Origin of the sequence: Gardnerella nova (assembly GCF_049244055.1) — a bacterium.
GTDB classification, from domain to species: Bacteria; Actinomycetota; Actinomycetes; order Actinomycetales; family Bifidobacteriaceae; genus Bifidobacterium; species Bifidobacterium vaginale_H.
On sequence record NZ_CP058369.1, the window covers coordinates 1,286,469 to 1,312,132 of the forward strand.

General features: G+C 46.2%; 16 protein-coding genes and 1 riboswitch. Of the genes, 2 read left to right on the plus strand and 14 right to left on the minus strand.

What is annotated here, in order from left to right; translation table 11 throughout:
- Positions 1-31: 31 nt before the first annotated feature.
- Complete coding sequence (locus HXT56_RS05040; protein WP_421778497.1) at positions 32-2,434, plus strand: transglycosylase domain-containing protein; 2,403 nt, start codon at positions 32-34, stop codon at positions 2,432-2,434.
- A 94-nt stretch (positions 2,435-2,528) separates the two neighbouring features.
- On the opposite strand, the gene HXT56_RS05045 is transcribed toward HXT56_RS05040, so the two are convergent.
- From HXT56_RS05045 to HXT56_RS05110, 14 genes are all read right to left on the minus strand, one after another.
- Positions 2,529-3,275, minus strand: a complete 747-nt coding sequence (locus tag HXT56_RS05045; RefSeq protein ID WP_421777935.1) for an HAD family hydrolase — start codon at positions 3,273-3,275, stop codon at positions 2,529-2,531.
- 52 nt (positions 3,276-3,327) lie between these two features.
- On the minus strand, positions 3,328-3,921 hold the full coding sequence (locus tag HXT56_RS05050; RefSeq protein ID WP_421777936.1) for a heat shock protein transcriptional repressor HspR: 594 nt from the start codon (positions 3,919-3,921) through the stop codon (positions 3,328-3,330).
- Positions 3,922-4,109: 188 nt separating this feature from the next.
- Positions 4,110-5,177, minus strand: coding sequence for a DnaJ C-terminal domain-containing protein (locus tag HXT56_RS05055; protein ID WP_421777937.1), 1,068 nt, complete (start codon positions 5,175-5,177; stop codon positions 4,110-4,112).
- Positions 5,178-5,347: 170 nt separating this feature from the next.
- Positions 5,348-6,088 carry a nucleotide exchange factor GrpE gene (grpE, locus tag HXT56_RS05060; protein WP_116712373.1) on the minus strand — a complete coding sequence of 247 codons (741 nt, stop codon included), beginning with the start codon at positions 6,086-6,088 and terminating at the stop codon, positions 5,348-5,350.
- Positions 6,088-7,983 (minus strand): molecular chaperone DnaK, encoded by a 1,896-nt coding sequence (dnaK, locus tag HXT56_RS05065; protein WP_116712372.1) that lies wholly within the window; start codon positions 7,981-7,983, stop codon positions 6,088-6,090. The genes grpE and dnaK overlap by 1 nt, the downstream gene beginning before the upstream one ends.
- A 246-nt stretch (positions 7,984-8,229) precedes the next feature.
- Complete coding sequence (locus HXT56_RS05070; protein WP_421777938.1) at positions 8,230-8,970, minus strand: HesA/MoeB/ThiF family protein; 741 nt, start codon at positions 8,968-8,970, stop codon at positions 8,230-8,232.
- Positions 8,967-9,791: a thiazole synthase gene (locus tag HXT56_RS05075; protein ID WP_421777939.1), complete on the minus strand. Its 825-nt coding sequence runs from the start codon at positions 9,789-9,791 to the stop codon at positions 8,967-8,969. Before HXT56_RS05075 ends, HXT56_RS05070 begins: the two co-directional genes overlap by 4 nt.
- Positions 9,792-9,829: 38 nt before the next feature.
- Positions 9,830-10,036, minus strand: a complete 207-nt coding sequence (gene thiS / locus HXT56_RS05080; RefSeq protein WP_421777940.1) for a sulfur carrier protein ThiS — start codon at positions 10,034-10,036, stop codon at positions 9,830-9,832.
- A gap of 66 nt (positions 10,037-10,102) precedes the next feature.
- Positions 10,103-11,173 carry a glycine oxidase ThiO gene (gene thiO / locus HXT56_RS05085; RefSeq protein ID WP_004129299.1) on the minus strand — a complete coding sequence of 357 codons (1,071 nt, stop codon included), beginning with the start codon at positions 11,171-11,173 and terminating at the stop codon, positions 10,103-10,105.
- Positions 11,165-11,269, minus strand: a riboswitch (TPP riboswitch). (Overlaps the previous gene by 9 nt.)
- Before the next feature lie 377 nt (positions 11,270-11,646).
- Entirely contained in the window at positions 11,647-17,607 is a 5,961-nt protein-coding gene (locus tag HXT56_RS05090; RefSeq protein WP_421777941.1) for a peptidase, read from the minus strand.
- A 545-nt stretch (positions 17,608-18,152) separates the two neighbouring features.
- Positions 18,153-20,921 (minus strand): TIM-barrel domain-containing protein, encoded by a 2,769-nt coding sequence (locus tag HXT56_RS05095; protein ID WP_421778498.1) that lies wholly within the window; start codon positions 20,919-20,921, stop codon positions 18,153-18,155.
- A gap of 128 nt (positions 20,922-21,049) precedes the next feature.
- A complete protein-coding gene (locus HXT56_RS05100; protein ID WP_250310037.1) occupies positions 21,050-21,961 on the minus strand; it encodes a carbohydrate ABC transporter permease in 912 nt (303 codons plus the stop codon).
- Complete coding sequence (locus HXT56_RS05105; RefSeq protein WP_116712644.1) at positions 21,958-22,893, minus strand: carbohydrate ABC transporter permease; 936 nt, start codon at positions 22,891-22,893, stop codon at positions 21,958-21,960. The genes HXT56_RS05100 and HXT56_RS05105 overlap by 4 nt, the downstream gene beginning before the upstream one ends.
- 48 nt (positions 22,894-22,941) lie before the next feature.
- On the minus strand, positions 22,942-24,327 hold the full coding sequence (locus tag HXT56_RS05110; protein WP_421777942.1) for an extracellular solute-binding protein: 1,386 nt from the start codon (positions 24,325-24,327) through the stop codon (positions 22,942-22,944).
- 279 nt (positions 24,328-24,606) lie between these two features.
- Here HXT56_RS05110 and HXT56_RS05115 point away from each other — a divergent pair, with 279 nt between their 5' ends.
- Positions 24,607-25,632, plus strand: coding sequence for a LacI family DNA-binding transcriptional regulator (locus tag HXT56_RS05115; RefSeq protein ID WP_421777943.1), 1,026 nt, complete (start codon positions 24,607-24,609; stop codon positions 25,630-25,632).
- The last annotated feature ends 32 nt before the right edge of the window (positions 25,633-25,664 follow it).

Below are 25,664 nucleotides of genomic sequence, written 5' to 3' on the forward strand. Positions count from 1 at the left end.
AAATTCAATACCGGGCGCTACGGTGGAAAGTATGGTTGTACACAATACTGGGCGACGAGCATCTACTTCACGATCCAACACGCCAAGAAGCGTTTCGTCTCAATCGCAGAAACGTACGGACGCGTCAGCCGCGGCACCGTCGCGTAGGCTCAACACGTCCGACTACGATGCAAATTACGACGCGAATTACGACCCAGATTCGTCACCAACTTCAAATTACCGGAGGAATTCCCAAAGAAACTCCCGAAGGAACTCTAGTGGCTCAGGCACACGAAAAGAACGCTCTCTTAACTACACGCGTCAGCAACGCCGCAGAACTTGGCGCGGCAGGCACCCCATTCTTTTCTGGATGCTTATAGCAATACTCGTTCCCCCGCTGTTAGGTGCGCTTGTTTTCGCTTACATGTACGCAACTACAGACATACCTGCCCCAGACAAAGTTGCTATGGCAGATAAAACGAAAGTGTATTATGCGGATGGCAAAACAGAATTAGGTTCTTTCGCCGAGCAAAATCGCGAAATTATTAACTGTTCAGTGCTACCAGATTACGTCGGTAAAGCAATTGTTGCTTCAGAAAATCGTTCCTTCTACCACGACGGCGGCATAGACTTTAAGGGTATCGGCCGTGCGCTTATTCATAACGTTACGAAACGCGGGCGCTGGGGCGGCTCTACAATCACCCAACAGTACGCAGAACGCTACTATCTTGGCGAAACAAAATCGTACCTGGGCAAACTTCACGAAGCTGTGTTAGCGCTGAAAATTGCACAAACGCAAGATAAAAATACGGTTCTGTGCAATTATATGAACACTATTTATTTGGGACGTGGCGCGTACGGCATTCAAGCGGCAGCGAAGGCTTATTTTGGCGTTGAAGCCAAAGATTTGACACTACCGCAAGCAGCACTGTTAGCTGGTATTATTCCGGCTCCGAGCAGCTGGGATCCGGCTATTGGTCCTAAGGAAGCAGGAATTCGTTTCAAACGCGTATTACGCATCATGAAACAGGACGGATATATTACCGCCGCACAAGCAGCGAGCGCAACTCTGCCAAAAACTATTGTGCAAACCGCGCAAAACGTGTATGCAGGGCCTCAAGGTTACCTGCTTCACATGGTTCGCGATGAGCTTACTCGCAACGGTGCCTTTACGCAAGAAGATCTTGACAGCGGCGGGTATCGCATTATTACAACTATTGATAAAGCTAAACAAGACTTGATGTTCCACGTAGCAAGTCCTTCGCAAGGCGGCCGCGGTATCGTGCCGGAAGGTCTGCAAGTTGGCGGCATATCAATTAACGCCAAGGACGGTTCAATTATTTCGGTTTATGCTGGCGACGACTATCTTAAAAAGCAGCTTAATAACGCAACGCAAGCACTGTATGAGCCTGGATCAACTATGAAACCGTTCGCATTATTGGGGGCAATCCAGGCCGGCACTAGCTTGAATACGCAATTTAATGGCAATTCGCCACGCAAGTTTGAGGGCATTGATACGCCGGTAGGAAACTTCTCTAATCGAAGCTTTGGTATGGTGAATTTGTATAGTGCTACGGCCAATTCTGTAAATACTGTGTACATGGATTTGCAGCAAAAGCTGGGCGCCCGTTCGGTAGCGCACATTGCTGTTACTGCCGGCTTGAGTCCGAAACGTGTTAACGGCAAGAATCCGTTTACCGTATTAGGCAATGATCCCGTACACGTGAGCGAGATTGCGCGCGCGTACGCAACGTTTGCCAATCAAGGCAAGCGTCCGGAATTGCATATTGTTGCGAGCGTGAAAAATCCGGATGGTAAGGAATTTTATCGTGCTCCAACTGCCGGAAAGCAAGTGTTCTCTCCAACTGATACTGCTCTCGCCACTCAAGCAATGATTGGTGTTGTGCAGCACGGCACTGCTGCCGAAGCGCGCGCGGTTGGACGTCCGATTGCTGGTAAGTCTGGCACGGCTAACGACATGACTGCCGGCAGTTTTGTGGGCTACACTCCGAACGTGGTCACTGCTTTTGCAATTTGGAACCCGGATGCTAACGGCAGCCCGCAGGTGATTAAACCGTTCCATGGCTACTTTGGCGGCGGCGACTATCCTGTGCACATGTTTACTCGCTACATGAAGCAAGCGTTGGCAGGGACGCCCGTTGTTAAGTTCCCTGAAGTTAAGGACAACGGCAAGATAGGCGGCCAAGATGGTACGTGGGGATTGGGAGAGCCACGCACCTATGAGCACAGCGATAGCAGCGAGGACGCAGATAACAAACGCAAGTCTGAAGGGGAAGCGCACGCTGACGGCCCGTCATCTAGCGATAATACTGCTTTAGACGGGTTCGACGGTGGAAGTGACAATTCTAGTAGTGCCGGCGGTGGTTCTTCCGCAGGTGGAGAGACAGGCCAATCTGGAACTGACCGTTCTTCTTATTCTTCCGACAGAAGGTAACGCAAAATAACGCAATTACTTGGCAGACAGCGTTACGTTACATTACGTTACGTTAGATTACGTTAGATTACGTTACGTTATTTATGGCGTTACTTTATTTACAGCGTTGCGCAACCAAGTCTTCAAGCGACGCAACTGTTACTCCCGCATAACCGTTCAGTTCCGCATGCTGCTTACTATCGCTCACATCCGCACGCGAGAAACCAGTTTGCGCAATCACTGTCGCACCTGAAGCAACGGCTGCGGCAAGTCCCGACGCGGAATCTTCTATAGCAATACAATGCGCCATGCCTTCAGCGATCTCCTCGTCACTGCCGTGGATACCAACCATTTTCCCAGCGGCAAGATACGGCTCCGCACTCGGTTTAGGCTTAAAACCGTCGTCGCCACACACATAGCCGGCAAAACTTCCTTCCGGCGCATGCTTCACAATATTTTCGACCAGGCATCTCGGTGAATTACTCACTAAAATCGAGGGAATACCCGCTTTAGCAAGATTTTCCAGCACATCCAGCACGCCCGGCACCCACGGCACATGTTCGGCTTCGCGAGCAGCAACGTAGTCAACCATTCCCTTGCCGACTTCTTCTACAGTAAGGCGAGTGCCAGAAGGAATCATTTTGTTTGCTACAGTTTCTAAAGATCCCCCGGAACATTCCCAAGCTAAATCTTCATCCCAATATCCGCCATATTTTTTTACTAAATAAAACTCGGATTCGTGCCAATAAGGTTCTGAATCGATGAGCGTACCGTCCATATCCCAAAAAACTGCTTTCAGTACACCCTTACCACTCTGAGGCGTTGGGCACGCGCAATTCATGTCCTTCGTCTGTTCAGTCATTCAATATCCTTTGTGTTGTTGAAATTGTTTCGCTATCGTTTCGCGCTTGCTATCACACGCTCCAAGCTCTCCACACCACTACCGATTTTTCTCCAGGCTTGCTGCCATCTACGGAATGCTCATACGCTGCGGACGAGTACGACGACGGCAAAGCTCGCCTTTCTGTCCGTATATCTCTCCTCCAACGGCGCGCATTTCTCGAACGTTGCATTTCCACAATATCCCCATCTGCGTTGGCAGTGAAAATATTCCGTTCAGAAGATTCTGCAACTTCCGCAAGATGACGAACCTGACGTTTAAGCTGCCTATTTTCTTCCTGCAACGCCAGAATTTGCATAATTCCTGCTAAATTAATGCCCTCTTCTTGGCTTAAACGCTGAGTTTGTACGATTCTACCTACGTCTCGCAGCGAGTATCTGCGAGCGCCACCTTCCGTACGCTGCGGCATGATTAAACGTAACCTGTCGTATTGTCGTAGTGTCTGTGGGTGCGTGTTGGTGAGGCGCGCTACGTGGCTGACGGTAAATATTGGCAAATCAAGTGTAAATCCTACTTCATCTGCGCCGTCGAGCGTAGCAGTACCACGCACCAAAGCAACTGCACACATTTCGTACAGTGCTTTAGTTTCACGCGTTATTGGTGTCATAGCACGCCTTCCCTGTTGTCTAGTAATAACCTTAATTGAGCCGTTTAGTAAGTATCGGCTAACTATTCAATAAGTTGTGTAATTTTATAGTACTTTATGAAGATTTTCCTATTTTCTTATTTTCCTATTTTCTTATTGTTCCCAACTTACGCTGGTTTGTTGCCGATTTGCGCTAGTTTGTTGCTATCTTACTGCCGCAGCTTTGTGACTTCCTTTATATAATCATCACCAGCTGTTTTGTCAAATTCTTTTGCAGCATGCTTAAGAAGCATAGTCGAGCGCTTTGGTATATGAATTTGCACTATTCCAACAAAATCACCGTTTCTACCCGGCACTCCAGCACCTTCAACGCGCACTTCGTCTCCACTAGAGGATCCAGCTGGCACTTTACATGTCACAGGCTCTCCGTCTACGTTGGAAAGCGTAATTTTCGCACCATGTACTGCTTCACTGAGGGTGAGCGGCAAATTGGTAACTACATCGTAGTCACACAACGTAAAACGGTCGGACGGTTCTACGTGCACTTGCAGGTACATGTCTCCCGCTTCCCCGCCAAACTTGCCCGGCTTACCTTTTGCTTTCAAACGAATTTTTTGACCGTTTTTTACTCCGGCTGGAATATGCGTTTTGAAGCTTTCTCCGCCTGAACGTAACGAAACGGTTGCACCTTTGAAAGATTGCTTAAAAGTGAGCGTAATTGGCGTAGTGATGTCGTCGCCTCGCTCAGGAGTGTTCGCTTGCTGAGCGTCGGCATACCCACCTTCGAAACCGCCTGCACTCTGGTATCCGTTTGGGAATCCTCCCGAGAATCCGGAGCTTTGTGGTTGTCCGGCAGCGCCAAACATAGAGAAGATATCACTCATATTTGGCCCTGCTCCGCTGGATGTAAAGCGAATACGCGAACCTTTTCCGCCCATTCCACCCATTCCGGAGCCGCCGTTAAACATGGAGAAGATATCGGAGAAGCTCGACGCATCGAAGCCGCCCGCACCTCCAGCACCTCCAGCGAAACGAGCGCCACCGGCACCAAATTGGCGAATCGCATCGTAACGTTGGCGAGTTTGTTTATCTTTGAGCACGTCGTAAGCTTCAGAAACGTCCTTAAACTTTTCTTCGGCTTCCTTTGTTTTATTCAAATCCGGATGATATTTGCGAGCTAATTTGCGATAGGCCTTAGTAATAGTCGCTTCGTCAGCGTCTTTGGAGACACCGAGAACTTTGTAAAAATCCTTAGCTAACCATTCATTTTCAGCCATGTGTGCCTCCTTCCTGTACCAGCACATTGGCATACGAGCTTAACGTTGCGCCGCTGAACTATAGTGCGGCATAATACAACCTACTCGTGCCGCAGGTTTAAGCAGCACGAGTAAGTTTCGTAAGTAGTTTGTTTACAAGCTTTACAAGATTCAGATTAAAGCTAGGTAAATCAGGCGTTGTTTGGAGATGCAACCACCACGCGGGCTGCGCGAATAACACGCTCACCAATGCGATACCCCGCTTCAACTACTGCATCCACGGTTTCTTTCGTGGCGTCAGGGTCTGGGCGGTGCAAAATTGCATCGTGCTTTGTTGGGTCGAAGTCTTCGCCTTTTACACCAAACTTTTCCACGCCAAATCTTGCAAAAGCCTTGTCAATCTTGGTTGCTACAGCCTTGAACGAGTCATCCATTTCGCTATGTTCTCGAATGCGATCAATATCATCCAATGCCGGCAACAGTGCGTCAAGAACATCGATTACGCCTTGCTCGCGGAATCGAGTTTGTTCTTTTACTGAACGCTTGCGGAAATTGATAAATTCTGCACGTTCGCGCTGTAACGCTTCTAAATATTCCGCCGCTTCTTTTTTGGCTTTGCCAAGAGGAGTCAAGGAATCTTCTTCGGCATTATGCGCATCGCTGGAATCATTCTTTTCTTGCGACTTAAGCGAGCTGGATTCACCATTGCTTGCTGAAGATTTTTCAGACTCAGCATCTGCGCTAGCGGCTGCGTCGTGAGCTTCCGCACTTTTCACTTCATGCGTTGCATTTGCAGGCTCAGCAGCTGAATCTGTGCTGGCAGAATCTGCCGAATCTCCGGCAGCCGAAGAGTTGTCTTCAAAGCTGCTGTTTTTAAGAGATTCGGCATTATCCATGCCGCTCAAGTAGTCGTTGGCGTTAAACTCGGACATTACTTGTTGTCCTTATCGTCCTTGTCGTCGTCCACCACTTCGGCGTCAACTACGTCATCATCCTTAGCTGCAGATTCAGCGCCCTGAGCGCCGGCACCTGCCGCAGCACCCTGAGCACCAGCACCTTGAGCGCCAGCACCATTCTGGGCGTACAACTGCTGACCAATCTTCTGAGCAGCCGTCATCAATTCGCTCTGAGCAGACTTAATCTTCTCAACGTCGTCACCCTTCAAAGCTTCCTTCAAAGCGTTCACCTTGTCGGTAACTTCCTTGGAGATTTCGTCAGAAATCTTGTCTTTATTGTCGTTTACGAGCTTCTCAGTTTGGTAAGCGAAGGATTCAGCCTGGTTGCGAACTTCAGCTTCTTCCTTACGCTTCTTGTCTTCAGCTTCGTGAGCTTCAGCTTCCTTCACCATGCGATCGATTTCGTCCTTTGGAAGGCCGGAACCGCCGGTAATAGTCATGGACTGTTCCTTACCAGTACCCTTATCCTTGGCGGAAACGTGCACAATGCCGTTAGCGTCAATATCGAAGGTGACTTCAATCTGTGGGACGCCACGAGGAGCTGGAGCAATACCAGTTAATTCAAAGGTGCCAAGAGGCTTGTTGTCGCGAGCAAACTCACGTTCGCCTTGGTAAACCTGAATCAACACGGACGGCTGATTGTCTTCAGCAGTGGAGAAGACTTCCGAGCGCTTCGTTGGAATAGCAGTATTGCGATCGATGAGCTTCGTCATAATGCCGCCCTTGGTTTCAATACCCAAGGAAAGTGGAGTTACGTCGATAAGCAAAACATCCTTGCGGTCGCCCTTAATAACGCCCGACTGCACAGCTGCACCAACAGCCACAACTTCATCCGGGTTCACGGACTGGTTAGCTTCCTTGCCACCGGTAAGTTCCTTTACCAAATCCTTCACAGCTGGCATACGAGTAGAACCACCAACAAGTACCACGTGATCAATCTGGCTTACAGAGATGCCTGCGTCAGAAAGAACGTTGTTAAATGGCGTACGGCAGCGACCGAGCAAGTCGGAAGTCATTTCCTCAAAGTGAGCACGAGTCAAAGTCTCGTCCAAATGCACTGGAGTGCCATCAGGAGTCATTGCCAAGTACTGCATAGAAATCGAGGTAGAAGTAGAAGAGCTAAGCTCCTTCTTCGCCTGCTCAGCAGCTTCCTTCAAGCGCTGCAAAGCAATCTTATCCTTGCTTAAATCAACGCCATACTTGTTCTTAACTTCGCCAACAAGCCAGTCGATAATCTTCTGATCCCAGTCGTCACCACCCAAGTGATTGTCGCCGTTAGTTGCCTGCACCTGAATCGTGGAGAAACCGTCGTCGTCCTTACCAATCTCAAGCAAAGACACGTCGAAAGTACCGCCACCCAAGTCGAATACCAAAATGCGCTCGTCTTCCTTGCCTTTTTCAAGACCGTAAGCCAAAGCTGCAGCAGTTGGTTCGTTAATAATACGAAGTACGTTCAAGCCTGCAATCTTACCTGCGTCCTTAGTTGCCTGACGCTGAGCATCGTTGAAGTATGCTGGGCAGGTAATAACGGCGTCGGTTACTGGCTCACCCAAGTAAGCTTCAGCATCGCGCTTCAACTTCATCAAAACCTGCGCGGAAATCTCCTGTGGGGTCCACTTCTTTCCGTCGATTTCAACAGTCCAATCAGTGCCCATGTGGCGCTTTACAGAGCTAATCGTGCGGTCGACGTTTGTTACGGCCTGGCGCTTAGCAACTTCACCAACCAAGATTTCGCCAGACTTGCTGAATGCCACCACAGATGGCGTGGTACGTGCGCCTTCAGCGTTTACGATAACAGTTGGGCTGCCACCTTCAAGAGTAGCAATGCAAGAGTTAGTTGTACCCAAATCAATACCTACTGCGCGTCCCATAATTTCTCCTTAACTCAGTATTGCACGCTTTGTGCAATCACGTTTCCTTCAAGTTATGTAGTTCGTAAGCCTAGCTTTTATTAGCTTCCGCATTGGAAACTAGGTAAAGCATCAGCTTTTTTGCTTTCCAAAACTTGAGCCTACTACACTCAACTTATAAAAGTCAACTTTTATTCCCAAAAATTACAAAAAACTTTATACAACCAGACTCAAGTTTTGTAAAAAAAGCAAGAGGTAAGGAAAAATTCACGCACTGAACTTAAAATGACGCAAAGAATTATTAAGTGCATTGTAACGCGCCAAAACTCCAATAAGCGGATTACCAATGCCAGTTATAAGCTTAATTACTTCAGTCGCCATCATTGCACCCACAATAGCTGCCGTCGCGCCCAATACTGCCGATTTTGGCACAGTTTCTTTCGGAGGAGGGCAAGGATACAAGTCGCGCAAGCAAGGCCCTTTTCCCGGCACAAAAACGCTTATCTGTCCTTCATAATAAAGCACCGAACCGTACACTTCCGGCGTTCCTGCACTCCACGCGGCATCCGCAATCAAAAAACGAGTATCAAAATTATCACAACCGTCAATTATTACGTCGTGATTTTTTACAAGTTGGCTTGCGTTATTTTTATTAAACCTTGAAATAAGGTTGATTTTCAACCCAGGAGACAATGCTTGCAAACGTTGTTTAGCGCACTGCGCTTTAGATTTGCCGCACTGATTGACAGTATATAAAGTTTGCCTTTGCAAGTTGGAAATTTCTACAACGTCGTCGTCACAAATCGTGATTTCACCAACTCCGGCAGCAGCGAGCGAAAGTAGGCACGGAGAACCAAGCCCTCCGGCCCCAACCATGCAAATTTTCGCATCACGCAGTAATTTCTGATGTTCCGCCGTAAAGCCCGGCAGGAGCAAGTGGCGAGAAGTGCGTTCCGTCTCAAGCTCCTGCACATCGCTATACGAATCGTTGCAAAACGTATTGTTCACAGTACAGAATCCGCCCAAGCGCGGCCTTCAACAGGCGAAGAAGCAAGCGCGTGATTTCGCATTGGAATACGTCCAGCGTCGTGAGCAAGCTTGCCGGCAATCACAGCTGCAGCCATTGCGCGACCCATAGTTACAGGGTCCGGGCAGCGAGTTACAGCGCTTGCAAGAAGCACGCCGGAGCAGCCGATTTCAAAAGCTTTAACAACGTCGGAAGCTGTGCCAACGCCGGCATCCAAAATCACAGGAACGCCAGCTTCCTTGCATTCGCGCACGATCAACTCAATATTTCGAGGGTTCAAAATACCAAGGCCGGTTCCAATTGGAGCGCCGCCAGGCATCACAGCCTTCACACCAAGCGAAACCAAACGACGAGCCACAATCGGGTCGTCATTCGTGTAGCACAGTACGTCAAAGCCTTCCTCAACCAGCTTTTCTGCAGCAAGCAACACTTCGCGAGTATCTGGAAGCAAAGTATCGTCGTCTGCAATAACTTCGAGCTTGATCCAGTCGGTTCCAAGAGATTCACGAGCCATTTTTGCCGTGAGCACAGCGTCATGCGCTGTCTTGCATCCTGCAGTATTTGGCAAAACGTTAATATTATGGCGCTGAAGCATTCCGTAAATATCTACGCCAGTCTTTGCGTGACGACGCAAAGCAACAGTTGCCACTTCCGCACCCGAAGCTACAAGCGTCTTTTCCATAATGTCAATGCTCGTCATGCCGCCAGTGCCAAGCAAAAGCCTTGAGTGTAAAGTTTTGCCGCAAAGCTGCCAAGTATCGACACTTTCTTCTGCATTATTTTCAGAATTATTTTCTGCCATTTTAAGCCTTTTATTTAAAATTTAATATTTTGTAAACGTCAGCCGCCTTGAACTGCGCTGAGAATCTCAATTTGATTACCATCGCAGATCACAGTCGACGCCCACTGATTGCGTGAAAGCACATCGTCGCCAATTGCAACAGCTATGCCAGGACCAGCGTCAGAACCGTAACGCTGAGCAATAAGCTCAGAAACAGTTAGCCCATCTTGAACTTCAATAGTTTCACCATTGACGACGATTTGCATAATTCAACCTTTATTAACGTCTATTAAAATTGCGTTACTAGAAACGTTTACTAGAAACTTGCGTAACTAGAAGCGAGCAGGATCGCAGCTTTCCAAGAAGCCCTTTTCCTTCTCAGTCAACTCTTGCTCAAGCACAAGCTTTGTAGTCAAAGAAGAACCCAAAGCGGTGAGCAAAATACCGTGACGGAAGTAGCCAGTGGAAATCGTAGTATGCGTCTTAGGATCAATACCAATGAACGGCAAATCGTCTGGAGTTCCAGGGCGGCCGCCAGCGGTAACCTCAGTAATCGAGCATTCCTGAATGCCAGGAAGCACGCTTGCAGCATCGCGAAGCAAGTCGAGCACGCCGCCAACCTTTGGAATATCGCGGTCGTCTTCGCGAGAAGTAGCGCCGAGCACAAGCTCGCCTGTTTCCTTAGCGCGAGGGACCAAATAAACTGGACGGTCATGCACAAAACCACGAACCACAGAGCTCAAAATTGGGCGCAGAGGCTCTGGAATAGTCATGCGAATCATATCGCCCCACACAGCGCGAAGCTTAAGCTGCGGAAGCATATCCTTAGCACCCAAGCCGGATGCCAAAACTGTGTCCGGTCCTAAATCATCTGGAGTCGAAGCGCGACGCTCAATAACAACACCGCGCTTTTCAAGTGCATCAATCATAGCTGCAGTGAAAAGACGAGGATTGATTTGATGGTCGTCCGGCACGCTTACAGCGCCAGCAATAGTTGGCGAAAGAGCAGGCTCAATTTCACGAAGCTTACTAACAGAAATATGCTCAGCTCTACGGCCGTAACGATGCTGCAAGTTTAGCAACTCGTTTACGTGCTCGTTATCTGCAGCGTCGCCGCCAATTACGTAAGAGCCGCACTCTAAGTAGCCGGTTGGCTTATCGGTGTACTTTGCAACCGAATCAACCAATTCCTTATACATGGTTGCAGACTCGAACATAAGTGGATACAACGCTTCTTGCTGATATTGCATTTCTGCGGTAGGCGCCAACATGCCGGCAGCATGGTGAGAAGCACCCGAAACTGGATCCGGATCAATAATACTGACTTTTACGCCAGCTTCCGTAAGTCTCCACGCTGTTGCTAAACCGATAATACCTGCACCAATAATACGAATATTTCGCATATATACTCCTTCCCTACGGCGGCATTACCCGCATCAGGTTTCCGGTCGGCTTCCGCCCTCTCAGCCTGTATAGAACAAGCTCCCGGGAGCATAGTTTGTGTTTCAAACTATGCACTTACAGCAAAATATTGCGGCCTTTTACAGCACTTTCACGCACGTATGCATACTTGCTTTGAAAATAGCCAGCAATTTTCGCGAATTTAATTTTGTAAATTTATATCACGCAGCTGCAAAATGGAAACGACATTGCTGACTTTTCACATCGCAACTAATGCAAAATTTTAACACTTTTATGAAGAACAGGCGCTAATTATCATAAAAAATAGGGCTTTATTTGTTTAATTTCGTATTAATTACGTTTAATTACCTACCACACTAATTACACTAATAAAAAACGTGCCGGCGTGAACTCATGGGAGAAAGTTCACACCAGCACGTTGGCTGCAATGTTAATTACATAAAGTAACTAACGCTTATTTGCGATTCTTGCGACGTCGCACTACGAAACCTGCAATACCTAATCCAGCAAGGGTCGCAGCAAGACCTGCGAATGCCGAGATGTTTGCACCGGTATCCGCAATCTTGCCACCGTTAGACTTTCCTTCGTTGCCAGCAAGCCGCTTTGACAGAGCATCCTTTGCGTTTCGCAAAGCGTTAAGTGCTTCGTCAACCTGAGCTTGTGTGGCGTTAGGGTCAGAAAGCACCTGCTTAGCGTGGTCGAGCGCGTTCTGGTAGTTCTTGGCTTCCGGCGTATTAGCAACAGTGACATACGAATGCGTGTATGCATTTTCGCCGTTGCCGATAGTGCTCACGGAATTATCTACTTCAACCTTCAGAGCAGATTTGTCAACGGTTTCTACTCTTCCAACGGTGCTTGTTCCGAACCCATTAGCAGAACCGTTATTATAGACGCCGCTATAGCTGCCGCCACTATAATTGCCGCCACCGTTATAATTGCCGTAGCCATTTTCGTTCGCGTCACTATCGTCGCCAAAGTCACCCAAATCACCAAGGCCGTCGAAGTCAAAATCGTCACCACTGTTGTAGTTGTCAATAATTCGCTGCCTTGCTTCCTTAAGCTTTCGCAACGCATCATCAACCTGCTTTTGGGTAGCCTTCGGATCGTTCAGCACGCGCTTAGCTTCAGTCAATGCACTCTTGTACGCCGCCAAGTCCGGATTTTCTTCGCCGTCTAAACCAATAGATACTAACGCACCATTGAATTCTGGCGAAGCTGTGAAGGATCCATCCTTGTCATATTCCTTCTGCAGCTCTTCCTTATTGGTCTTGTACTTCTTTGCAATTAGGTCTCTTGTTTCCCTCAGCTTGCTTAACGCGTCGTCAACTTGCTTTTGGGTTGCATTCGGGTCGTTCAGCACGCGCTTAGCTTCATCCAACGCCTTCTTGTACGCCGCCACATCCGGGTTGTTCCCGTTATTGTCTCCTGCGTTCAACGCATTCGTGTACTCAAGCGTCTTGCTAAACGGCTCATCCTTGTCGTATGCTCGCTGCAAATCATCCAAGACGGTCTTATACTTATCAGCAATAAGATCCTTGGCATGCTTCAACTTGCGCAACGCTTCGTCGACTTGCTTCTGCGTAGCATTCGGGTCGTTCAACAAGCGATTAGCTTCATCCAACGCCTTCTTGTACGCCGCTACATCCGGGTTTTCATTGTCTCCCGCACGATCAACTGCGTTCTGGAATTCAGTTGTCTTGGTGAAGTCGCCGTCTTTCCCGGCTTCGTCACGCAATTCCTTCGTTCTTGTAGCGTACTTTTGCAAATCTTCGCGCGCTTTCTGCAACCTCTTCAGAGCGTCGTCGATTTGTGCTTGCGTTGGTTTTTCACTGAGAGGCACATCTTTGCCGTTGTGCTTTGCGATGAGCTCACGAGCTTTTGCTAACGCCTTGTCGTACTCATGCTTTGCTTTTTGAGCATCTTCAGAAGCATTAGGGTCAGCAGCGTTTTTGTATGCAGGATCCTTCGTGCTGTCTATCTTTGTGGAGTCGTCGAGCTTAGTGATGTCGGTTTTGTACTCGTCTTGTATCTTCTTGCGAGCTTCATCCAACTTTTTCTTAACTTCGTCGACTTGCTTTTGCGTAGCCTTAGGATCGTTCGCAACTTTCTTTGCTTCTTCTAACGCATCGTCGTACGCCTTCTTTGCAGGCGTCTTAGAATTATCAGTTACCTTAGTTTTATCATTCGTGTAACCTTTGTCAGAAGAGTTCTTGTAAGAAGGACCTTTCTTAGTGTCCGAATCAGTGTCAATCGACTTCTTCAAAGCATCCGTCTTAGTTGCGTACTTTTGCAAATCCTTGCGAGCTTTATCGAGATCCTCCAAAGCTTTGTCAACATCGCTTTGCAAAGCGCGACCATCAGCATGCTTTTGTACGCCGTCAAGGAAGTCCTTGTCGTCGACTTTCTTATCCGTATTCTTCTTATCGTTAGGTATTACCTTTCCGTTTTCGTCAACGTCTTTATCTAACTTATTTCCGAGTACTTTCTTAGCTTCTTCAAGCGCGTCGTCGTAGGCTTTCTTTGCTTGCTTTGCTTCGTCAGAAGCATTTTCGTCCGAAACGTTTGCGTACGCAGGATCATCTTGCGTAGCTTTATCGTCATCTACTGAAGCCTTAAGCTTAGTAGCGTCGGTATTGTACTTTTCGATTACTTCGCGAGCTTTGTCAAGAGCTTTCTTTGCAGCCTCAATCTCCCTCGTATCAATATTGGCGTGAGGATCATCAGCAAGCTTATTCTTAATAGCTTTTGCTTTTTCGTAAGCTTCGTTGTAATCCTTGAATGCTTGAGCAGCATCCTTATCCCCAGCATTCGCCTTATCTTTAGCGTTGAAGTACGCAGGAAGCTTATTGCCGGCAAAGTTGTCTGCAACAGTCTTAGTAATATCCGTCGGATCGCTAGAAAGCTTATGCAAGTCGTCTTCTGCTTCCTTGAGCTTATCAAGCGCTTCGTCAACTTGTTTTTGCGTTGCCTTTGGATCCTTAAGAACGTTATTAGCGTTTTCAAGCGCCTTGTCGTAAGCGTCCGCGTATCCTAACGCAGTATCCTTATCGACTCCATTTAAGCTTTCGCCATCCTTAAGCTTCTTAGCGTTGCGGTAGAACACGCTTGCAGATTCAAGATCGTCAGCTTTGTCGTTATCGTGACTCTGCTGTACTTGAGCGTCAAGAAGCTTCTTGTTGGTTTCGCGCTTATCGAGCGCTTCCTTTGCTTCCTTAAGCTTATCCGCTGCAGTATCAGAGTCAGTCTGCGTTGCGTTAGGATCTTTAGCTAATTCCGCAGCCTTATTTACGGCATCGTCGTAAGCTTTACGCTCGTCTTCAGTAGCGTTCTGGTAGCGAGGATCAGCATCAGAATGGTCATCCGTAGTGCCCGTATCAATTCCGCTATTAGTATTGACTGATTCGTTAAGCTTGTCTTTGTCTGTTGCGAATTCGTCAAGAGCTTTGCGAGCCTTATCGAGAGTATCTCTTGCTGCATCAACTTGCTTTTGTGTAGCGTTAGGATTTGCTACCAGCTTTTGCGCTTCTGCTAAAGCATCGTCGTAAGCTTTCTTAGCTTCTTTAGCTTTCGCATTCTTAGCATCATCCGGCTTGCCTTCAGGAGTCTTAAACGATTCACCGTCCAAATTCTTGTATTTGTCGGTTGCTTGCGTTCCGCTATTAGCGTCGTCACCATGCTCCTTAACGGACTCTTGCAAAGGATTCTTATCGGTTGGATCACCGTCAAGATCCTTACGAGCTTTATCGAGCTTAAGCGTAACGTTATCAATTTTCGCCTGAAGTTCCGGATTCTTCTTAATATCTTCGTCGCTCTTCTTTTGAGCTTCTTCAGATACTTTCCTAGCTTCTTCTAATGCGTCGTCGTAAGCTTTCTGAAGCTCCGGAGTAGCGTTGTAATACGTTGGATCCGTAGGAGTTCCATCCGGCAAAGTCTTGTTCTTGTCAACGGAAGCGATTAAGTCCTGCTTCTTGTTCTTTGTTTGAGGAACGAACAGAATATTAATTGCTTTAGACGTATTGTAAACGTTCTTACCTTTGTCATATACATACATGTAGTAATACGGATGGTAAGGATCCACGAACAAACGCGCCTTATATACTTTTCCTTCCTTTGCTGCAACTGTTACAGACTCGCTATCTTTGTCAAAGCTGTACTTTCCAGCCTTTGACTCGGACTCGCTCATCTTTTCTCCAGAATTTGCTACAGCAAGACCTGGCTCATTAAGGCCCTTTGGAGTTTGAGAAAGTATATCGAGAACACCAGTTGGCTCACCGTTTTCATCCATGAAGAAATTAACGTGAGAATATACACGCTTACCGCCTGTGCCTTCACGACTAAAGTTAAAGCGGTCGGAGCCATCGAGGTTTCGCAAGCCTTTAGAAGCTAAATCTCCCTTAGGGGTTGCTTTGAGCATCCTAATCAGATCGTTAGTATTAAACTCGCTTCCGAGCGAAGAATCGTAACGATAAATAAGCGTCTTGTGATCTTCACTCCACTCCAAGCCTTCGTCACTGTCGCGGCCATCGAGCTTTGTTTTGTCGAATTTCACGTCGTAATCTTTACGCAAATCAACAGAACGCGTAATCTTACTATTTTGAATATCCGACTTAAACGAACCAACAGCTTTGTCTGTACTAATCTTAACGGTAATAGTGTTTTCGCCCCGTCCGTTTGAAATATCCTGATTAGATTTACCGGTTTTCGTAAGATTACCCTTAAGATACTCAAGAGTAATCTGATCCACGCTAGTAAGACCGAGCTTACTGTTGTTCTTATTCGCGTCGAAAATAGCTTGCTTAATTCGAGCAACATCATCCTTAGAATATGCAATCGGATTATAAACAGGCACAGCGTTTTCACCAGAAGGTAGCTCAATATCTCCATCTTGCAAGTGCAAGCGCTTCTTCATAACCAGCATATCTTTGCTAATAACAGGCTGGTTTTGCTGGAATAGATTATCGAAGTTGATTGTAGCGTTACCTTCGCTGTCTACGCTGACTTTACTTGCGTCAATATGATTCTTTTCAGCAACGCGCTTTGCAATAGCATTCCTGTCGTCAGCAGTAAGATTATTTGGATTTTCTACTTCCAACTTTTCGATGCGATCGTCGTAACGAACTACAGTAAGCGGTATTGCTGGGGACTTTATGCCAAGATCCGTCACCATGTAGGTATTAAGAGTGTTCGAACCAAGTGCGTAGTCGTCGCCATTTTTAGTGTTGATTTTGGAGAACATGTCGTCGTCGTATGCGCCCATGCTTTCAGGAATTTTTGCATCGACTGTATCTGGAGTGTTGTTCACAGTATTCTCGTCAACACGCAAGCCAACACCCCCTGACTTACTTTGTGAAACAAGCTGGTCAGCAACGCTCATATTGTCTACGTCGTTGCCAGCTTTGTGATCAGTTGGAAGGTTCACTGCTTCGTGAAGCATTTTGCGCACAGTATCTGCAGAAAGGCGCTCGTTGTACTTTAATACGATTGACTTTGCGACCTTTGGCGGCACAAGCGTTGCGGTACGGAAGTTGTTAGATGTTGCGTTGTGCTGCAAATCACCTTCGTTATAGTAAAGGAAGATTGAGCGGTTTGCGCAATAACCTTGGCCTGTTTTAATTCCTGCATCCCTAAACGGCTGCTTCATAATCAAATCTGCACTGCCGTCAGGATTCTTCTTGAACTCATAAATTCCAGAATACGTCTGATGCATATCGTCTACGCGTTCAGAATCATACTCAATTAAGTTCTTATATGCAGCTTCCTCATCAGTATTAATGCCATCTCTCGAATCTGGCAAAATCACAACGCGCACAATCTTCTTGCCATCTTCTGGCTTTGGAAGGTGATACACAACTTCTTGCTTTGCAAGATTAGTGTCAAAAGTATTGTTTGGAGTTGCCCAACCGTAAATATTTGGCATTGACTTGGAAAAGTCTACTTCGTTAGGCTTCTTTTCTTCGCCTGCCCTGTCTTCTTTAATAGATTGCTTTTCTTCGTTTGATTTAGTTTCATCGCTGGCGGTACTTTGGCTTGCGTTTTGTGCATTGTCTTCATCTTCCGTCAAATTCAAATCGCTTAAATCTAAATCATCATTGAATAAGTCTAAGTCTTGAGATTCTTTGCCGGACTGATTGTCAGTTGCATCTGTGTCAGACTGATTACCAATGGCGTCTACATCGAAATCATAAATATCTTCCGCAGACTGTTGCTTTTCCGCTGAAGAGTGAGAATCAAGAGCGTTTGTTTCCGCAGCCATCGCAGGCGCTGTTCCGAAAGCGAGTGAAGCGCCAACTATCACTCCTGCGGCACCAACTGTCAACGCTGTAACTTTGCGAGCATCAACAGTTTTTGCAAGAGCTTGGTTAATTGTGGCGTCCAAACTCACTTTACGCGCATGCTTCATAGATCTTCTACTCATGTTTCCTCCTTGCAACTGTTACAAAACCAGTGATTTCTTTAGTTTTGAGATTTAATATCCGTCTCTGTTATGGTTACTGCTATTAATTTTTCAACGTCAATGTAGAAATTTCAGCATCCAAAACTCAACGCACATTGACAATGTTCCTTTATAAGCCAATAGCTGTATCTATATGAATAAATACAGCTAGCCCGTTAAGACATTATATCATTAGAAAAATATTTTGTGGAGAGATTAAACAACTGTTTAATGAAAGAAAAAATATACCCCCCCCCCGATTTATTACTAAAATCAAGCCCATTGATCGCAAATTTGTATCAAAAATCTTCAAAAAAGCACAACAAAACTTTAATTGTCTATACAAATCTAAACTTTTGTTATTAATATCAATTTAATTATATACAGTATATTTGCAAGATATATACAAAAAGTTGGAAGCCACCCACGCAATAATTGCAATGAACAATTAAGCTAAGCCGCTTCCAACTTCACACAAGCACGCAACGCTGCAATCAACTGCAACACAAGCTCAACAATCAATCCACCTACTCAACTGAGCGAAGTAGAATCTCCTCAAGCGCATGCTTTACAGAAACCGGCAACGTACAACGCCACTGCGCCCACTTCACTACGGAAGGCTGATCAGTTGCGTAAGCGTTAAGCATATCAACATTGTTGCGATACTTTTCTGCTTCCGATTCGTTTTCGTATTCAAGAGTTGAGATTGCAGCAATAGCGCTTGCACTTCCGCCAGCCTCACGCACTGCGTCAAAAGCCATTTCCTTACCACGGTACGGCACTTGCGCTTGAAGAAGGAATCGGTAAGCGTCGCCAACTTTAGGGTCGGCAGCAATTTGCAATCCGCCGTCAACAATTACACGAACTTCTTCGCAAGCAGGAACGTCATTTACGGAAACAGTTAAGCTCAAAGTTGAATCTTCGCCTTCGTAAGAAACTACAAACTCGCTTGCGTTAAGCTCTCGACCTCCTACAAATACACGAACGTTCGAGAAGTCTGCGCAATCTACGCCTCTAAATACCACGTTCCAGTTGCGGGTTTGCGGCACAGATTCTACAGCAGCTTCCGCACCTTCTACGCCAGAAATAATAAATTGCGAAGAACTATTGCCGTCGCGCCACACAAAATTCATACGTGTGTCGGCAGTATTCCCCGCAGACGCGGCAGCAAAGTCGCCGTTATCCTCGCGCATCACAAATTCGCCATCCGCACCCGGGAATGTGAGAACGCGCAAACTACGAGGATTTGCAATACTGTTAACCGATTCAGCAGCTTCAGCACTACGCTCGCAATCTGCAACTTCCGGCAAAACTTGCAGCGGCACAATTGCTCCGGCTCGCGCAAAAGCAGGCACTCGATCAAGCTCGCGCCATGCTTCAAACCTGCGACCATTCCAGCCGCGAGACACGTACCTGCGCCCGTCAAACAAATCGTACCAGTCACCTTCAGGCAACCAAACTCCAGCGCATCCGCGCAAAGCAGCAGAATCATTAGGCAAAACAATCGGCGATACTATAAGCTCGCTTCCAAAACGGTACTCGTTAGGAATTTCGTAAGCCATTCCAACTTCCGGCGACTGCCAGTACATTGGCTCAATAATCGGCCTGCCCTCAAAAGCTGCGCGATAATTCATCGTATAAACGTACGGCAAAAGTTCCGCGCGCAAACGAAGCATTTTCACCATTGCTTCGCGAGTCTCCTTAGGGAAATTCCACGGCTCTTTTCCAGCAAACGGCGAGCAAGTCGAGTGCAAACGATTAATGGGACTAAACGAACCGAAAGCGTACCATCGCGCTTCTAACTCATTATTTCGCACGCCAAGCATGTGACCGCCAATATCGTGACTCCACCATCCGTAGCCAATATTTGAAGCTGTAGAAGTGAAGTAAGTTTGGAAAGCAAGCGAATCCCAAGTAGTAACAGTATCTCCCGAGAATCCAACTGGGTAACGATGCGAACCAGGCCCCGCATAGCGAGAGAATGTAAGCGGCCAGCGGCCGTCGCGCGCAGCATCCTCATAATGCATGTGGTTCAGCATCCAAAGCGGGTCCAAACCAGGCTCGCGCGTCACACCTCCCTGCTGCCAGTCAATCCACCAAAATCGCACGCCTTCATCTTCCATGCGATGATGCATGTTGAAGTAAGCTTCCACGAATTGCGGATTCGTTAAATCAAATTCCACAGCTTTCCCACTCGCCGGATCAATACCAGCATCTCGCGCAACCTGCGGATAATCTTTTTCAAACGCACGCACTCCGTCACGCGGATGCAAGTTCAAAGTTGGAGCCAAACCAGCCGCGTTAAGTTTACGCAAGAAAGCACGATGGTCTGGGAAAAGCTCCTCGTTCCAAGTGTAACCAGTCCAACCTGAACCGTATTTCGCATCAACGTCAGTAACATGCCAGTCCATATCTATAACGGCTGCACTAAAAGGTATTCCTTCGCCCTTAAAACGATTGTGCAATTGCAAATATTCGTCTTGACGATAACGATAGTAGCGACTCCACCAATTACCTAGAGCAAAGCGCGGCAGTAACGGCTGCGAACCAGTAAGCCGGTAAAAATCTCGAATTGCATCAATATAGCGATGTCCGTAACCAAAGAAGTACAGGTCTTTGTATCTGCCGTCTTGTTCGCTAACTTTTTGTGCGCGCGGCTGCACCCAAGCCCCATACGGATTCGGTTTGCCATCAACTTTTTCAGCAGACACAATTTCGCAAGTTGCAGAATCATCTAAAACAGACCATCCGTCGCGCGAAAGAATGCCCGTACCGAGTTTTACCGGACCATTCGCTTGATCCAAAGTTCTAAAAGTTCCAAGAAGATTGCCAGGGCACGCGTCACCATAGTGCCACGTATTAAACTGCGTACACGGCACTCCGCGAACGACAATACTTAAACCTTCTTTACTAAAAGGTTTGCAATTGTAAGTGAGCAGCAGTTTTTCTGTTTCAACTTCCAACCAGCCGCCTTCGTTTTTGCGCACAGAAAACTTCGGCTGCACGCCAGGATTCGCGTCACTGCTGGCATTGTCATCATTGCTGGCATTGTTATCGGCAAAATTGCGTCGAATTATCGTCTGAGTAGGAGCATCTGCAAATTCGCCGTCGTCACTCCACTCAAGGCGCAGTAGCGAATCTGTAATAACCGTAATCCGCCACTTTTCGCCCTTAATTACCTGAATATCCTGTGCTTTGGCATACTGCGAATTTGCAACGTCAGCAAAAATTTGAGATTGCGAATCCGAATACTTCACAGCTTTACCGATAATTTGTGATTCATTTTGCTTGCTCATATTTACCACACTCATAGCAGCACCTTTACTTCAGTACGCAAGGCCACACTGCAACATTCGTTACGCAACACTTGTTGCACCACACTTTCGCGCACAGCACTTACGTATCTATCTTTCACTTCTGCGTGTTACTTACCGCTACCAGTGGAAATACCGGCAATAAACTGCTTTTGGAAAATTACGTACACTATAATAACTGGCACAATCGCCAAAGAAGTCGCTGCAAACAAGCCACCATAATCAGTGCCATATCGCCCACTAAACACCTTCAAACCCACTGCGAGCAGCTGCTTCTTTTCGTCCGAAATCATCAAGAACGGCCACAGATAATCTTCCCAATTCCACAAGAAAGTGAAGATGGCGAGCGCAGCAATCGTGTTATGACTCATAGGAAGGATGATGCTGTGGAAAATACGGAAATCAGATGCGCCATCGAGTTTTGCAGCCTCAATGAGTTCGTCAGAAATACCTGTTATTGACTGACGGAAAAGGAAAATGCCGAAAGCACTAATTAATCCCGGCACAATTAAGGCTCGATACGTATCCTGCCAACCGAAGCTTGTCATCATATCGTACTGCGGAATAATAGTTACGGCCCACGGAACCATCATGGTGCTCATTACTATACCAAAAAGCAAATTACGGCAACGGAAACGCATTTTTGCAAATACGTACCCCAACACTGCACTGGTGTAAATAGCAATTACCGTTTTTGCTACGGCAACAAACAACGAGTTGCAGAACAATCTCAAGAAATCAAATTTTTCCTGAATCCCAACATAGTTATCGAACGTACTCGGTATAGGGAACAGTCCGCCATCGACACGCACAATATCACTATTTGGCGCAAATGAAGAAATGAACATCCACACAAACGGAATAATTGTCAGCGCAGAAAGCAGAAAAAGAAAAATAGTAAGCGACCAACTCAACACCGCATGACGAGTGCTGCTTCTTGCACGATTACGTAATTTTTTCACAATACCCCCCTTAGCCGGCGCCGTAACAGCAACTTCCACCGTTTTCGTCTTATTGCTCATACCAACTCACCGTCCTCAGAAGCTTTGAACATGATTATCGTGAGTGCGCCAGTAAAGATAAAAAGCACTACGCTCATGGCCGACGCAATACCAAAGTTATACTTTTGGAAAGCTTGATCAAAGATTAAGTAGCTAATAGTGTAAGTTGCTGTTCCTGGACCACCGTTAGTCATAACTAAAATCTGTACATAGGCTTGCAGGTAAGCAATCATTGACGTAATCACAATGAATAACGTTGTTGGTTTGAGTAGCGGCAAAGTAATACGGAAGAATTTTTGCACACTGTTAGCGCCATCAATATCGGCGGCTTCATACACGTCTTTGGGAAGATTCATTAAGCCTGCCAAATATAGCACGGTTGCGTAGCCAAAATCTTTCCAAATGGTCATGATAATAATTGCCGGCATAGCCCAAGTAGAACTATGCAACCAATTAATATTCAATCCCGTAACTTTATCAATCATGCCAAACTGCGGATCAAACATCCACATCCACACGAAGCTTACTGCCACAAGTGGCGTAATCGTTGGCATATAAAATAGGCCGCGCAGCGAATCTTTGCAATGCACGAGCTTGGAGCTGAGCAACATTGCCAAGCCCAAACCGAGAATAATGCGGAAAATCACGGATACTGCCATGAAAATCGCCGTATTCCCGATTGACTTCCAGAATAAGCCGTCGGTTAAAATCTGCTTGAAATTATCGAGCCCAACCCAGTTGTACGTTCCAACCAACGGATTCCACTCGTGGAAGCTGCCGGCAAACGCTTTATAAATAGGATAGGCAAGGAAAATCGCGAAATAAGCAACCAGAAATGTCACTGCCACATTGCGAAAGGAGAAGGTTCGAGACAACGCAGCGGTTACTTTTGCTATACCACCAAATTTTTTTCTCAGAGGAGTTGAATGAGATTTCTGATTTACTTGTTCCATGATTTCCCTTGCCTTACTTGCGAGAACACACTTCAGTTTATGAATCTTTTACTTGTGTTCTTTGAAGAATTCATACTTGCTTTCTGCGGACTTAAAGTTGGAATTCTTCATGTCTTTTACCATGGTCGCTTGTGCTTCTTTTACTGCGGAATCAATAGATTGACCATTTTGCATAACGTTTTGGAACGCTGCTTTGCTGCTGGTTTCCACCGTAGAAGGAGTGATGCCTGGCCAAATCAACCTATTCACGCGAGGCTGAATAGCAGCCATTACCGGGGCCTTAAGAATCTCTGGATCATTCTGTAGCGATTTCTTCGCTGGGAACGAGTTCAGATGTTTCACTGCAGAGCGAATAAAAGCGTCGTTAGCGAGAATGAACTTGATAAAGTCTTGTGCCACGGCCTGCTGTTCTTTGCTTTGGTGAGCGTTGATTCCTGGAGTGGATTCGCCGTTGTAGCGATCGTAGGCAAATGGCGTTTCTTTCGTGAATGTTGGAGTTGGGAAAATACCGTATTCTATGTTCGGATATTTTTCTTTCAGTAGGCCTTCAAGCCAACCCCAAGCGTATACCATTCCGGATTGTCCGTTGCCAAAGCTTTGCGTGTAATCAGTACCGAAGTCTGTTGCAATAACTTTGTCTTTGTCGTACAAATTCTTTAAGAATTGCATGTTTTCGCGCGTAATTTTGTTGTCAAAATTAGGCTTTTTACCACTTTTATCGAACGCAAGTTCGCCACGTTGATAGTTCAAGCCTTGGTTGATTGCAGGGTATGCGTCACCATTAACATTGAAACCAGCTTGTACCATCTTAGAACCGTTCCACTTGGTGAGTTTCTTTGCCACCTCGCGTAGTTCGTCCCAAGTCTTAGGAATATCTGCTTCCGTTAAACCGGCTTCTTTCCAAAGCTTTTTATTGTAGTAAATATTGCCGGTATTGATAACCGAGTCAATATACTTTACTTTTCCGTTGGCGTCTTCGTGTGCAACAGAGGAGCTGTAATCGGCTTCCATTGCTGCCTTGTCAACGTTATAGTCGGCAGCGTATGGGCGTATAAGCTCATCCTTGGAATTGTGAATATTGAACAGAGCCGGGCCGTTTTTGCCTTTGAGCGCTAACGGCAGTTTCGTCCAATAATCGTCCCAAGCAACATTCTTCGTTTTGAACGTTACATTAGGGTAGATTTTCGTATACTGCTTAATCATATCGTAGATTGGGTCTGTACTGCTGTCTCCCCAGCTCCAATATTCCAAAGCAATTGGCTTGCCTTGATTAACAAGGTGGTTAGGATCATATTTCAATGCCTCGCCCATTACCGGCAAACCTTTGTCTTTTTTCGCGTCGGTGACACCGGCAGAATTGCTGCCGCATGCGCTAACACTAGCAAGCATGCCTAAAACGGCAACACATGAAATACACATTTTTCTAATGTTCATTGTTACTCCACTTCTTCGTGAAATTAATGGGTAAAATCTATGATATTGCGAAAAGTTTTTACTGGTCAAACAGAAAAAATGTTAATGTAAAGGTTTTCATTTCAAATCCGTTAAACTGCACTATTTTTGCAAAAATAAATACTTTTTTACCCGCGTGTCTAAAAATGTAAACCTTTACATTTATTGTATTTACATAACACTTATATGTTCTTTTTAAGGCGTATATGTAACACTCTTCATATTTGAGCAAAAAGAGGCAGAAGATCAGAAGGGAACAAAATGTCAAAAAATAGTATTAGCGATGTAGCTACGCTAGCAGGGGTTTCTATAGCAACTGTCTCTAGAACTTTCGCCCACCCAGACAAAGTAACACCAGCAACACGAGCAAAAGTTACACAAGCAGCAGAACAACTCGACTTTACTGTATCAAGAACCGCAGGAGTACTGAAATCAGGCAAATCATACCGCATAGCATTACTCATTGGCAGCAGTCGCATAGAATGGTTCAGCGCTTGTATTATTGAAGGATTAAACGCTACATTGCACGCAGCCGGATACGATTTAGTAATTTATTCAGTAGATGGTATCGAACAGCGTAAAACTTTCTTCAAAGAACTACCTTTACGCGGTAATACTGATGCCGTAATCGTATCTTCTTTCGATATCAGCAACAATGAAGCAGAACAGCTTCAACGCATAAAAGTACCTATTGTGGGTATTAATTGCGTGGCGTCTAAAATTCTTTCTGCAGCAATCAGCATTGACGATGCGGCAGGAATTAAACTTGCAGTGCGCCATCTCACTACTTTAGGCCACAAAAGACTACTGTACGTTTACGAACATTTTAATTCACCACTTCGCTTCAGCTCTTCGAGGCGAATCACCAGCTTTGAAACAATATGCAACGATACACCCGGAGTCCAAGGGAAAATCCTACCAATTGACTTTGGAGACAATCCCTTAGATGCCACTATTTCAGAACTATTTTCGAGCAGCAACCCTCCTACTGCACTGTGCTTTCACCAAGATTCCACAGCAATACCGTTCCTGTTTCGTTTACAAAAACTAGGCATACGAGTGCCAGAAGATTTGTCCATTATTGGTTTTGACAACAGTACTTTTGCAGAAGCAGTAGGCTTAACTACCATTCGACAAAATCCGTGTCTAATGGCTCAGCAAGCCGCCAATATTGCTTTAGCACTTATTAACGAGCAGCCAATCACAAGACGCCATGTTACAGCTCCGCTTCAGCTTCTAATACGAAACTCAACTGGTCCTGCCCCAGACATTACATCTGCAAACTGATTTGCAGTAAAACTCGCCGTACAAACAAATTC